This window comes from Acidovorax sp. ACV02 (genome assembly GCF_014851475.1).
GTDB lineage: Bacteria > Pseudomonadota > Gammaproteobacteria > Burkholderiales > Burkholderiaceae_C > Acidovorax > Acidovorax delafieldii.
In genome coordinates, this window is record NZ_JACUZU010000006.1 from 1 (window position 1) to 12,371 (window position 12,371).

Here is a 12,371-nt window from a genome sequence, read left to right on the forward strand (position 1 = left end):
CCACATGGGCGATCAGGCCTTCCTGGCCAGCTTCGGTCAGGTAATGCGGCAACAGCAGGATGCCATGGGCGCCCAGGCGCTCGGCCTCCTGGGCATGGGCAATGGCCGTGCGGGTGGGGCCACCGGCACCGGCAATGATCGGCACCTTGCCCCGGCAGGTATCCACGGCCGTCTTGATGACCTCGCTGTACTCCGGGCCCGAGAGCGAGAAGTACTCGCCGGTGCCACCGGCGGCAAACAGGGCGCTGGCGCCATAGGGGGCGAGCCACTCCAGGCGCTCGATGTAGGTCTTGGGGCGGAAGTTGCCCTGCTCGTCGAAGTCGGTGATGGGGAACGAGAGCAGGCCGGAGCCCATGATGGTTTTGAGTTCTTGCGGGGTCATGGTCATTGCAGCGGGAGAGGATGGTGAATGAAACGGGTGTCTGTGGCGCTCAGTCGAGCTTGATGTTGGCGGCCTTCACCACGCTGGCCCAGCGCGCGCGTTCCTTGGCGAAGAACTGGTCCTGTTCGGTGGAGGTCATGGTCACCACTTCGGCGCCCTGGCCGGCCAGGCGCGAGCGGATCTCGGGTGCGCGGATGGCGGTGATGAGCGCCTTGTTGAGCTTTTGCACGACCGCATCGGGTGTGCCCCGTGGCAGCAGCACGCCTTGCCAGGTGCCGGACTCATAGCCAGCCACACCTTGCTCGGCAATCGTGGGCACGTCGCCGATCAGCGGCATGCGGGTGGACTTGGAAACGCCCAGCACCTTGAGCTTGCCGTTTTGTACCTGGGGCAGGGTGGCCAGCATGCCGTTCATCAGCACCTGGGTCTGGCCCGCCACGGTGTCCTGAATTGCGGTGACGCCGCCCTTGTAGGGGATGTACTGCCAGCGTGCGCCGCTGGCGCGCTCCAGCGCCACGCCCGCCAGATGGGGCGCGCTGCCGGTGGCCGTCACGGCAAAGTTCAGCTCGTTCTTCTTGGAGTAGGCGATCAGCTCCTTGAGGTTGTTGACCGGCACCGAGGGGTGCACCACCAGCAGGTGGGGCGAGTAGGCCAGCATGGTCACACCGCGCAGGTCTTTGGAGGGGTCGAAAGACAGCTTGGTGTAGACCGAGGGGCTGATCGCCAGCGCGCCCACATCACACAGCAGCATGGTGTAGCCATCGGGCTCGGCTTTGGCCACAAAGTCGGCACCCAGGTTGCCATTGGCGCCGGGCTTGTTCTCGACGATCACGCTCTGCTTGAGCGATTCGGACAGCGCCTGGCTGATCGAGCGCGCAATGATGTCAGAGCTGCCGCCTGGTGGGTAGGGCACCACGATGCGCAGTGTCTTGGCAGGCCATTCAGCGGTCTGGGCCGTGGCAGAAGCTGCCGCCAGAGCGGCAGTGCAGGCCAGAAGAATTGCGCGACGTTGCAGGCTCATGGAATGTCTCCGTGTGTTTGTGTTGTTAGTCATCGTACAACTAGATCGAAAAATATGCAATCTATGCCGGTGCCATTCAGTGCATGTTTAGGTGGATTTCAGGGTTTGTACTGAGATTTCTGGTCCAAAAAAGTCCAGAGATTGTTGACTGGCGGGTGTTTCAAGGTTGTACGTGACATCGGGTAATCCCTTTCTCTGTCAGCGCTGAAGATGGGTCAGAATGCATTCCTTGTTGTATGACGACATATCACAATTACACGATGCTGCAGCAATGAATCGCCATGCGAATGGCGTCTCCGGGCGCAGCAGAACCACCACAGCCTCACTGGCGGGCGCGCTTCAGAGTCGCAGTCCAGCCGAAGGCATTACCAGGGGACCGAGCATGAGCATCCCATTTCGTATCCATCACCGCGTCGCGCCCGTGATGCTGGCCGTCGCAACCGCGCTGGGCGTACAGGCGGTACAGGCAGCCACCTGGGTGTACGTAGCCAATGCAGACAGCCAGGATGTGTCGGTGCTGGAGCTGGACCGCGCCGCCGGGACGCTCAAGCCCGTGGACACCACGGCACTGGGCGGCGCTGCCATGCCCATGGCCGTCAGCCCGGACAAGCGCGTGCTCTATGTGGCATTGCGCTCGCAGCCGTTTCGGGTGGTCAGCCTGGCCATTGACCCGGCGAGCGGCAAGCTGCGCAAGCTGGGCGAGGCGCCGTTGGCCGACAGCATGGCCAATATCGACACCGACGCCACCGGGCGCTGGCTGTTCGCAGCCTCCTACCCCGGACACAAAATCACGGTCAACAGCATTGGCAAGGACGGTGTCGTGGGAGCGGTGCAGCAGCTCATCCCCACCGCGCCCAACGCGCACGCCATCCACGCGGACGCAGCCAACCGCTATGTCTTTGCTACCAGCCTGGGTGGCGACCACCTCTCGGCCTGGAAGTTTGATGCAGAGACCGGCAAGCTCACCGCCCACGAGCCTGCGCTGACCCCCGTGGCGCCCGAAAAGTCCGGCCCCCGCCACTTCGTCTGGAGCGGCGACCAGCGCCACCTGTATCTGCTGGACGAACTGGATGCGGCCGTGCATGTGATGGCCTACGACAAGGAGCGTGGCACGCTGCGCCCGCTGCAGCGCACCACGGCGTTGCCCGCAGGTTTTGCGGGCAAGCCCTGGGCCGCCGACATTCACCTATCGCCCGATGGCCGCACGCTGTATGCGTCGGAGCGCACGTCCAGCACGCTGAGCGCATTTCGCGTCGATGCCGCCACCGGGCAGCTGCAGCCCCTGGGGCATGTGCCCACCGAAAAGACGCCGCGCGGTTTTGCAGTGGACGCGTCTGGCCGCTTCCTGATCGCTGCGGGACAGGAGTCGCACCACGTCGCACTGCACCCCATTGACCCCGCGACAGGCCTTCCCGGTGTGCCCACCCGCGTTCCGGTGGGCAAGAACCCCAACTGGATCGAGATCGTCGATATGCCCTGAGCGAGTAAGGGCGCGCGTTCACAGGCTGCACCGACAACACGGCCTCTGCAGGCGCCCTCGCTCTTTGCCCCCTTTTTTCATTGCCCCTAGGAGACAAACACATGCAACGCAGAACCCTGGTCCAATCCGCAGCGCTGGCAGCTGCAGGCGCGCTGATGGCGCTGCCCGCCATGGCCCAGACCACCTGGCCCACCGGCAAAGCCATCAGCTACGTGGTGCCCTTTGCCGCCGGTGGCACCACCGACACCCTGGCCCGTCTGATCGGCCAGCAACTCGGCACAGCCCTGGGCACGACGGTGGTGGTGGAGAACAAGGGCGGTGCGGCTGGCAGCATCGGCTCGGAGGCCGCCGCGCGCTCGGCCCCGGATGGCTTCACGCTGCTGGGTGGCACGGTCAGCTCGCATGCCATCAACATCAGCCTGTACCCCAAGCTGGGTTACGACCCCATCAAGTCGTTCAGCCCCGTCACGCTGATCGGCACCAACCCGGTGGTGCTGGTGGTGTCGGCCAACAGCCCTTATAAAACCCTGAAGGACGTGCTGACGGCCGCCAAGGGCAAGCAGGGCGGCCTGTCGTCCGCGTCCGCTGGCACCGGCAGCTCGCAGCATCTGGCGGTGGAACTGCTGGCCTACAAGTCGGGCGTGAAGTTCACGCACATCCCCTACAAGGGCAGCGGCCCCGCCATCCAGGACGTGATCAGCGGCCAGGTGGACATGATGTTCGACACCACCGTGGTGGCCGCCCCGCACATCCAGAGCGGCAAGCTGCGCGCCATTGCCGTCACGTCGCCCAAGCGCCTGGCCTCCATGCCCGACGTGCCCACGGTGGCGGAGTCCGGCGTGGCCGAACTCAAGGACTTCGAGGTGCAGTCCTGGCAGACGATTTTTGTGCCAGCGGGCACGCCCACCCCGGTGGTGAGCCGCCTGCACGACGAGATCCGCAAGATCCTCGCCCAGCCCGACATGCAGACCCGCCTTAAAGGTTTTGGCATGGAGCCTGCCGACATGAGCGTGGCCCAGATCGCCACGTTCCAGAAGGCTGAAGTGGACAAATGGGCGCAGGTCATCAAGGCGGCCAATATCAAGGTGGACTGATCGCCCGGCTTATCCTGTTTTCTTCCTGTAGAGACTTGGCGGAACTGCCTTTGGGCCGTTCCGCCTTTTTTATTGCGGGTTGGGCGCTGGCGCGCTCGCGGGGGCGTCCGTCGATGGCGAGCGATGTGCGAGCACGAGATCGGGATGCTGTCCGGTGAGCAACAGAAACATCGCGAACACGGGTCCCTGCATGTTGCGCTCGTCGGTCATGCTCTCCAGCGCCTGCCAGGTGCGCGACTGCACACCGCCCCGGCTGCCGGTCTGCAGTGGGTAACCCATGAGTTCGGCAGCTTGCGCCTGGCTGAGCCCGGCTGCAACGCGCGCGGCCTTAAGCTGCTCGCCGGTGGGCACAGGCATCGCAAGGGCCATGGCGGAAACGGGTGGTGTGGACATGATTTGCTATAAAAAGAAGAGCTAATTGGGCATGAAGTACCGGCGCTACAGCCCATTTTTACCCAAAAAGCGGGAGCGTTATCCGGGTGTGGTGCTGGCACATCACTGGACAAAACAGAGAGGTGCCGCGATGCAGGCTGGCGGAGGGCGCTTCTAGAATTTGCTCGCACTTGACGAGCGTCAACACAAACAACAAGCCGCATTCCGAGCGGCATCCGAGGAGGGAGCCGTGAGTTACACCATCCAGATCTGGGAGAAGCCCGCTGATTGGCCCTGGCCCGCCACCAAGGCCGAGGCGGACGCGCAGTACGAGCGCGTGGAGGCCGGCCCCCAGGTGCCGATGAACCCCCAATTCACTGCCTGGGCCCGGGCCGTCGAACAGCGCTTTGCCGGGTTCTGGGACATTTACCTCGGTGGTCCTGACATCACCGACCCGACCTTTGGCGTCGGCATCAACACCCGCTTTCCGGATTGGGGCCCGCCGTTTGACGATGGCTGGGAGCAGGCGGCCCGCCTGGGCCTGAATCTGTATGACCCACAAAGTGGCGTGCACTACCTGGCCAATGGCGACGCCCCTGAGGAGCCCGACTTGCAGGTGCGCCATGCGGTCCGTGCGCGGCAGGCGGGCGATGACGCCAAAGCCTGGGCCGAGTACCGGCGCTGGGCCGCGCGGGGCAACCCCCATGCGCTGTATGCGCTGGGTCGGGCCCTGCGTTTTGGCACCATGGGCCAGCGCAGGCACTTTGACCTGGCGGCTGCACTGCAGCTCATGGGCGCGCACGATGCGGAGACCCGCAAGGACGCCCAAGCCTTCTACGAGCGCTTTCCGGACAAGGCGAAGGCCCGCGTTCAGGCTCTGATGGCACGGCTGATGGACGCCCCGGGCGAGACACTGCTGCGGATCGCGGACGAAGAGCGCAAGGCAGTCGATGACGCCGTGGCCCGCAGCGAGCAACTGGCCTTGTACTCGCGCAAGCGCATTGAAGCGGCAGACGCCCTGGAGCCCGCAGCGGACCAGGGCCACGAGGTGGCAGCCTTTCTGCAGGCGCTGGAGACCGTGACCGGCTGGGAGCAACCGAACTTTGAGAACGCACGCTCCTGGTGCCAGCGCGCGGCAGACTGGGACCATGAACCCGCCAAACGCCTGTTGGCCGTGATGTTCGAGCGCGGCTGGGGCGGGCCGGCGGACGCGCAGCAGGCCGCCAAGTGGAACGCCGCCGCGCAAACGCAGCGGCAGCGGGCGCAGCAAAAGCAGCAGGCCCAGCAAGCGTCAGAATCGCCCGGCGGCCTCAGCCTGGCGCCCATGGCCGCGGATTCGTCCGCACCAGGTGCTGCAGCACCCCTGGTGTGGACTGGCAACCCTCTGCGCGACCTGCCGGGCTGGTACGCCCGCGAGGGCGATCCGCACGCCGCGTTCCACCTGGGCACCAGCGACGAGCATGGCCGCTATGGCGGCCCCGTGAACCTGGCCCAGGCCCGCGCCTGGTATGCCCAGGCGGCCGAGGCAGGCCACGCCGACGCCACCTACAACCTGGGCACCTTCATCGAAAGCGGCAAGGGCGGTCCCAAAGATGCCCTGGTGGCCAAGGCGTTGTTCATGCTGGCCAATACGCGGGGCACCACCATGCAGGTGGTCGACCTGCGCATCAAGCCGCAAGAGCAGGGGCCCGTGCGGGCCCTGGTGATGGCACTGCGCGAGCCGGGGCGGCTGCGTGCCGTGCTGCAAGAGCGGGGACTCGCACCGAACCTGCCGGCGCCGGTCGGGGCAGCCATCGGGCCTGTGGGTATCGCGGCAGCGGCCGGCCTGTCCGCAGGCGAATGGGGGCGCGGTGATGGAGCCCAGCCCTCGCCAGCCGCAGCCAGGCCGCCCCAACCCCAGACTCCGCGCTCGCAGGCTCCCAGCCCCTCGCGCAGCCGTACGGGTCAGACGCATCCCGGGGATGAGGGGGACGAAGACGATGCCTATGAAGGTGCCCGCTACGGGCGCTCCACCTCAGCGTTTGCCTGGCACCTGGGCCATGCCGCGCTGGGCATCGGTGTGGCCAACGGGGCATTGCTCATGGCCTTCTTCAAGCCCGGGGCCAGCTTTCGCGTGGGCATGGTGGTGCTGGGCCTGATCGCGGCGCTGGGCGCCTGGCTCACAGCGCGCGACTTTGACTGGTCGCCCCTGGCGCGCGCGGTGGTCGCCGCGCTGGCTGCCATCCCTTTGCTGGGCATGGGCGTGTGCCTGGGTCTGCTCTTCAAGGCCTTGCGCGAACGCGGGTAGTGGCGGACCCAACCACCGCATACCCCCGAGGCAGTCAGGCGGTCACAGGGTGCTCCAGCATCTGCGCAAAGTACGACTCGGGCTGGATGTTGGTGTAGTTGGGAATGTCTGCCGACAGCTCAGCCATCGTCGCCTTGGCGGCCGTTTGGGCCTGCCTCAGGTCGCTGAAGAACGCGTTGGTCAGCGCCACCACCTGGCCCGGGCGCGGCTCGCCAGGGTAGAGAACACGGTCGCTCTCCAGCCGCACCAGGCCCAGCGGCTGCAATGCTGCGCGGGCGATGCGCATGTGCTCGGAGTGGTAGTAGTCGTGGTTGAAGGTGGCGCCTTCACGCCAGCGGTAAACGGCGGTGACTTTGATCATCGGTGCGATTCCATCCGGTGGTTGAAACCCGCCACCGTAGGGACAACACACCCGCCGCACAGCCGCGTGCGCGACAGCGTGTCGCCCAGGCGGCTCGTGTCCGTCCTCGCCGACTCAGTCTTCCTCCGATTCGCCCAGGAACCCGCCGCTCTGGTGGCCCCACAGCCGGGCATACACGCCGCCCTGGCCCAGCAGCTGGGCGTGTGTGCCTTCTTCCACAATGCGGCCCGCGTCCATCACGATGAGGCGGTCCATGGCGGCAATGGTGGACAGGCGGTGGGCAATGGCGATCACCGTCTTGCCCTGCATCAAGCCGTCCAGGCTTTGCTGGATGGCCGCTTCCACCTCGGAGTCGAGCGCGCTGGTGGCTTCGTCCAGCAGCAGGATGGGCGCGTCTTTCAGCATCACGCGTGCAATGGCCACACGCTGGCGCTGGCCACCCGAGAGCTTGACGCCGCGTTCGCCCACATGGGCGTCATAGCCGGTGCGGCCCTGCAGGTCGGTGAGTGTGGCGATGAAGTCTGCGGCCTCTGCACGCGCGGCCGCCTGGTGCAGGTCGGCCTCGCTGGCATCGGGGCGGCCGTACAGGATGTTGTCGCGCATGGACCGGTGCAGCAACGAGGTGTCCTGCGTGACCATGCCGATGTGGCGGCGCAGGCTGTCCTGGGTCACGTGGGCAATGTCCTGTCCGTCGATGAGGATGCGGCCGGACTGCACATCGTGAAAGCGCAGCAGCAGGTTGACCAGCGTGGACTTGCCCGCGCCCGAGCGGCCAATCAGGCCGATCTTCTCGCCGGGGCGGATGGTGAGGTTGAGGCGGTCGATGACCGGACGGGCATCGGGGCCGCTGCCGTAGGCAAAGCTCATGTCCTCAAAGCGCACCTCGCCCTGGGTCACGACCAGGGGCTTGGCATCGGGGGCATCAACCACGGCGCGCGGTCGGGTCAGCGTGTTGATGCCGTCCTGGATGGTGCCCACGCTTTCAAACAGGGTGGTCATCTCCCACATCACCCAGTGCGCGTGGCCTGATACGCGCAGCGTCATCGCGGTGACGGCGGCCACGGCACCCGCACCCACCTCGCCGGCCGACCATAGCCACAGGGCCGTGCCGCACGCGCCGAGAATCATGGCCACCACCAGCAGCTGGTTGACGATCTCGAACAGGCTCACCAGGCGCATCTGCGCATAGCCGGTCAGCTTGAACGCGTCCATGGCGGCACGGGCGAATTCGGATTCGCGCCGCGTGTGCGAGAACAGCTTGACGGTGGCAATGTTGGTGTATGCGTCGGTGATGCGCCCGGTCATCACCGAGCGCGCGTCGGCCTGCGCCTTGCCCACCTGGCCCAGGCGCGGCACAAAGTACCAGCAGGCCAGGCCATAGGCCACCATCCACGCGGCAAACGGCAGCAGCAGCCGCGCGTCAAACCCGGCCAGCAGCACAAGGATGGTCACCAGGTAGATGCCCATGCCAATCACCACGTCGGTGGTTGTGAAGATCATGTCGCGCACGGCCAGCGCGGTCTGCATGATCTTGGTGGTGATGCGGCCCGCAAACTCGTCGGCGTAGAACGCCATGCTCTGGCCCAGCATCAGCCGGTGAAAGTTCCAGCGCAGCCGCAGCGGAAAGTTGATGGCCAGCACCTGGTGCTTGATGCTGGTCTGCAAGGCGACCAGCACCACCGATACCAGCAGCAGCGCAGTGATGCCGATCAGCGCCGCTTTGCGTTCGGCCCATAGCGTGCCCGGAGACGCGGACGTGGAGATCCAGTCCACCACCACGCCCAACACGGCAAACAGCAGGGCTTCGTAAATGGCAATGGCTGCGGACAAACCTGCCATGGCGGCCACGTAGCCACGCAGGCCACGGGTGCCGTCCCACACAAAGGCCAAAAAGGCCTTGGGAGGCAAGTGCGGCTCTGCAGCGGGGTAGGGGGGAAGCCGGCTTTCGAAGAAACGGAACAACGTCAAAACTCCTGGGGCCACGCGATGCGTGCTGCCGCGCGGGGCAGCAGCCTGCGGGCCCATCCAATCAATAGACCCTAGACCAGCAGCGTGACCACGACGATCACCACACCCAGCGCCAGGTTCACGCCCACCCAGCTGCGGATGCTGCCCAGGGCCTTGGCGCCGCTGGGCCAGTCCGACGCTGCCACGGCACGCTGCAGGCGCCGGAACAACGCAAAGCGGATATGGCCGAAGATGACCATCATCACCAGGCCCAGCGTGGCCATGATGGTCCAGTCCAGTGGCATGGAGAACACACCGCCCGTCTGAACGGCCTGCTTGGCCGCGCGGCCGATCATCCACAGGCCGCTGCCCAGCACCAGCACCACGGCGGCAGTGACTGCCGCAAAAAAACGCTGCAGCACGTCATGCATCAGCCGCACGCGCTGCGGGGGCTCCAGCGACTGCGCGGCAGGCCGCAGAAAAAAATGGGCGAACACCATGCCCCCCACCCACACGATGATGGACAGGACATGGACAAGCTTCAAGGCGTTGTAGAGCATGGGTGCGTGGCGCTGGGCGCCGAGTGTGGTGAAGTGCCCCAGGGATGGGCCAGAGCATCCGGCCGGGGGGTTGCGAATGCCAGGCCGCATTGTGCGGTGATATGCCTGCGGCGGTGAACCTCGACCCAAGAACCCCTATGTGTCTGCGTGGCCATGTGGCTTGCGCAAGAGTGCCTTGGCCAGGCGCCACATTGGGGGCAGCAGGAGGGCCGTGACCATGGGCACCCACACGGCCAGATAGCACCAGCTGGCCGGCCCGCTGTGGCCCACGCTTTCGATGCCTGTCGTGCGCTCCACCCATGACCACACCGGATAGAGCATCAGCGTGACGGCAAGGGCCACCGGCAAGGCCGCCACAGCCAGACCCAACCGCACCGCGCACTGCAGTACAAGCGGCTTGGTCCCGTTGTATGCCCCCACCGAAGTCGCCTCAGAGCCAGGGACGGACGTGTGCAAGACGGGCTGGGACCACGGACATCAGGAATGCAGGGGCGCCAGCGCCACCCGCACCTGGTTGCCGCCGTTGCGCTTGGACAGGTACATGGCTTCGTCGGCGTGGCCCAGCAGGCGGTGCTCTTCCCCACCATGCTCGGGGTAGATGGCCACGCCAATGCTGGGCTGGATGTACAGACGCTGGCCTTCGAGGTCGAAGTCCTGACCAAAGGCCGCGAGTATCTTGTCGGCCACCGCACAGGCGTGCTCGCGGGCTTGGCCGCCTTCAAGCAGCACCACAAATTCATCACCGCCCAGCCGCGCCACCGTGTCGGATGCGCGCACGCATTCGAGCAGCCGCTGCGCCACCCGCTGCAGCAGCAGATCGCCCATGGCATGGCCCAGGGTGTCGTTCACTTCCTTGAACCGGTCGAGGTCAATGAACAGCAGCGACAGCAGCGTCTGGTCGCGCCGCGCGCGGGCCAGGGCGGTCTTGAGCCGGTCCAGAAACAGCTGGCGGTTGGGTAGGTGCGTGAGCTGGTCGTACTGCGCCATATGTTCAAGGCGCTCATACATCTGCTTGCGTTCAATGGCGGCCGCTACCTGGGTGGAGACGAACTGCAGCAGCTCCTTGTCCTTGTCGGTGTAGCGGCCTTGTTCGGTGTAGCTTTGCAGCACCAGTGCTCCCAGGGGGCCACGCTGCGTCTGCAAGGGCACACCCAGCCAATACAGCGGCGCCTGCGTGGCATGCGCTGCAGCGCGCCAGTGCGTGGCCTTTGCTACCGACGAGTCCGGCGTGAGCAGCAAGGTGGCACCGCCACGGATCACCTCCGCATAGCGCGGGTCCTCGGCCAGCGCCATGGGTTCGGGCGCGGGCAGGTGCTCGTTGACGTGGTACGGAAAACTCAGCTGGTCATCGTGCGGGTTGTACAGGGCCACCGCAAAATTGGTGGCGGGCAACAGGCCGCCCACGATCTGGTGAATGTGCTGGAACAGGGCCTGCAGGTTGTGTGTGGTGTGCGCGGCTTCGGAGATGGCGTAGATCACCGCCTGCATCGACTCGGTGGCCTTGCGCGCGGTGATGTCGTGGGCCACGGCCAGCCGTACCTGCTTGTCGGGCAGCCAGCGGGCCGTCCAGCGGATGTGGGCGATGGAGCCATCCTTGCGCACGTAGCGGTTTTCAAACTGCAGCTGCAGCTCGCCCTGCGTCACGTTGTGGGCCTGTCGTTGGGTGGCGGGCAGGTCGTCGGGGTGCACCATGTCCAGCATCCGCTTGCCGATCACCTCGTCGGGGGTGTACCCAAAGATGCGCTCGAACGCTGAACTGACAAACACAATCGAGCTGTCTACCCGCACGATGCAGACGGCGTCGAGCAACAGGTCCACCAGGTTCAACGAAGAAATGCTTTGCATGGTGCAGCGCGCACGGTGTGCTGGAAAGACCCATTGTGCCCGGCACCGGAGGCTTGTGCGGCCTTGAAGGCAAAAACGCGACGGGTTCTTGCCCCGGGGGTGACACTAAGGCCTGGCGTACTTCGCTTCCAGCGTATCCCAGTCGGCTTTGCGCACCAGCCGCTGGCGCTCTGCAAACGGCGCGACCAGTGCGGGGTCTTCGTCAATGCGCTGCGCGTCGCGCAGCACGGTCAAGGCCTTTTGCATGCCAGCCACCGCGCCCTGCAGCGCTGCGTTGGCGTACAGCACCAGGCCATAGCCCAAGCCGGCGAGTTCTTCGGCGCTGGTGATGGGGGTCTTGCCTCCGATCACCATGTTCATCAACTGTGGTGCCGCCAGCCGCTGGGGCAGGGCGCGGATCTCTTCCAGTGTGGTGACGGCCTCCACAAACAGGATGTCCGCGCCCGCCTCCTGAAAGCGCTGGGCGCGCTCCACGGCGGCCTCGAAGCCCTGGGTGGCGCAGGCGTCGGTGCGGGCCAGGATGAGGGTGTCCGCATCGCGGCGCGCATCCACTGCGGCTTTGATCTTGCCCAGCATCTCGTCGGTGCTGATCACGTCCTTGCCGTTGAAATGCCCGCAGCGCTTGGGGCTGACCTGGTCTTCTAGCTGGATGCAGTCGGCCCCCGCGCGCTCCAGCACACGCACCGCATGGTAGGTGTTGAGGGCGTTGCCAAAACCCGTGTCGGCATCGACGATGAGCGGCAGCTCCACCGCGTCGCGGATGCGTGCGGTGTGGTCGGCAATGTCGGTCAGGCCCATGAAGGCCTGGTCGGGCAGGCCGAACCACATGTTGGTCACGCCAGCGCCGGTGACGTAGAGGGCTTCAAAGCCCAGGTCGGCCACCACGCGGGCGGAGAGGGCGTTGAAAGCGCCGGGCACGACGACGCCCCGGCGAGCCTGGGCCAGGGCTTTGAGTTGTTGTCTGGTGTTCATGGTTGGGGTGGTGAGCTGGGTTGCTATATGTTTGATAGCTATTGGCGCAT

Annotated in this window: 12 protein-coding genes; 3 read left to right on the forward strand and 9 right to left on the reverse strand. The window is 65.8% G+C overall.

Going from position 1 to position 12,371, the window contains the following annotated elements:
- Together IB236_RS14865 and IB236_RS14870 are read right to left on the reverse strand one after the other, a co-directional pair.
- A partial coding sequence (locus IB236_RS14865; protein WP_192421335.1) for a dihydrodipicolinate synthase family protein occupies positions 1-382 on the reverse strand: 382 nt, incomplete at its 3' end.
- 49 nt (positions 383-431) lie between these two features.
- Positions 432-1,403 carry a tripartite tricarboxylate transporter substrate binding protein gene (locus IB236_RS14870; protein ID WP_056062533.1) on the reverse strand — a complete coding sequence of 324 codons (972 nt, stop codon included), beginning with the start codon at positions 1,401-1,403 and terminating at the stop codon, positions 432-434.
- 382 nt (positions 1,404-1,785) lie between these two features.
- Between IB236_RS14870 and IB236_RS14875 the strand changes: the two genes are divergently transcribed.
- Both IB236_RS14875 and IB236_RS14880 read left to right on the forward strand, forming a co-directional pair.
- The gene (locus tag IB236_RS14875) at positions 1,786-2,883 is read left to right on the forward strand and encodes a beta-propeller fold lactonase family protein (protein WP_192421336.1); all 1,098 of its coding nucleotides are present in this window, start codon (positions 1,786-1,788) and stop codon (positions 2,881-2,883) included.
- 101 nt (positions 2,884-2,984) lie between these two features.
- Positions 2,985-3,977, forward strand: coding sequence for a tripartite tricarboxylate transporter substrate binding protein (locus IB236_RS14880; protein ID WP_192421337.1), 993 nt, complete (start codon positions 2,985-2,987; stop codon positions 3,975-3,977).
- 69 nt (positions 3,978-4,046) lie between these two features.
- Here the strand turns inward: IB236_RS14880 and IB236_RS14885 are convergent, their stop codons facing one another.
- Complete coding sequence (locus IB236_RS14885; RefSeq protein WP_192421338.1) at positions 4,047-4,370, reverse strand: helix-turn-helix transcriptional regulator; 324 nt, start codon at positions 4,368-4,370, stop codon at positions 4,047-4,049.
- 229 nt (positions 4,371-4,599) lie between these two features.
- Here IB236_RS14885 and IB236_RS24615 point away from each other — a divergent pair, with 229 nt between their 5' ends.
- Positions 4,600-6,636: a tetratricopeptide repeat protein gene (locus IB236_RS24615; RefSeq protein WP_192421339.1), complete on the forward strand. Its 2,037-nt coding sequence runs from the start codon at positions 4,600-4,602 to the stop codon at positions 6,634-6,636.
- A 34-nt stretch (positions 6,637-6,670) separates the two neighbouring features.
- Here the strand turns inward: IB236_RS24615 and IB236_RS14895 are convergent, their stop codons facing one another.
- The 6 genes from IB236_RS14895 to IB236_RS14920 all read right to left on the reverse strand — a co-directional run bounded on the left by IB236_RS14895 (position 6,671) and on the right by IB236_RS14920 (position 12,321).
- The gene (locus IB236_RS14895) at positions 6,671-6,997 is read right to left on the reverse strand and encodes an EthD family reductase (protein ID WP_108497174.1); all 327 of its coding nucleotides are present in this window, start codon (positions 6,995-6,997) and stop codon (positions 6,671-6,673) included.
- 114 nt (positions 6,998-7,111) lie between these two features.
- Entirely contained in the window at positions 7,112-8,959 is a 1,848-nt protein-coding gene (locus IB236_RS14900) for an ABC transporter ATP-binding protein (protein WP_056745074.1), read from the reverse strand.
- A 77-nt stretch (positions 8,960-9,036) separates the two neighbouring features.
- A complete protein-coding gene (locus IB236_RS14905) occupies positions 9,037-9,504 on the reverse strand; it encodes a CopD family protein (protein WP_056745072.1) in 468 nt (155 codons plus the stop codon).
- 135 nt (positions 9,505-9,639) lie between these two features.
- Positions 9,640-9,960 (reverse strand): hypothetical protein, encoded by a 321-nt coding sequence (locus IB236_RS14910; protein ID WP_143227261.1) that lies wholly within the window; start codon positions 9,958-9,960, stop codon positions 9,640-9,642.
- A 21-nt stretch (positions 9,961-9,981) separates the two neighbouring features.
- Positions 9,982-11,349 (reverse strand): bifunctional diguanylate cyclase/phosphodiesterase, encoded by a 1,368-nt coding sequence (locus IB236_RS14915; protein WP_056745068.1) that lies wholly within the window; start codon positions 11,347-11,349, stop codon positions 9,982-9,984.
- A gap of 105 nt (positions 11,350-11,454) precedes the next feature.
- Positions 11,455-12,321: an oxaloacetate decarboxylase gene (locus tag IB236_RS14920; RefSeq protein ID WP_056745066.1), complete on the reverse strand. Its 867-nt coding sequence runs from the start codon at positions 12,319-12,321 to the stop codon at positions 11,455-11,457.
- Between the last annotated feature and the right edge of the window lie 50 nt (positions 12,322-12,371).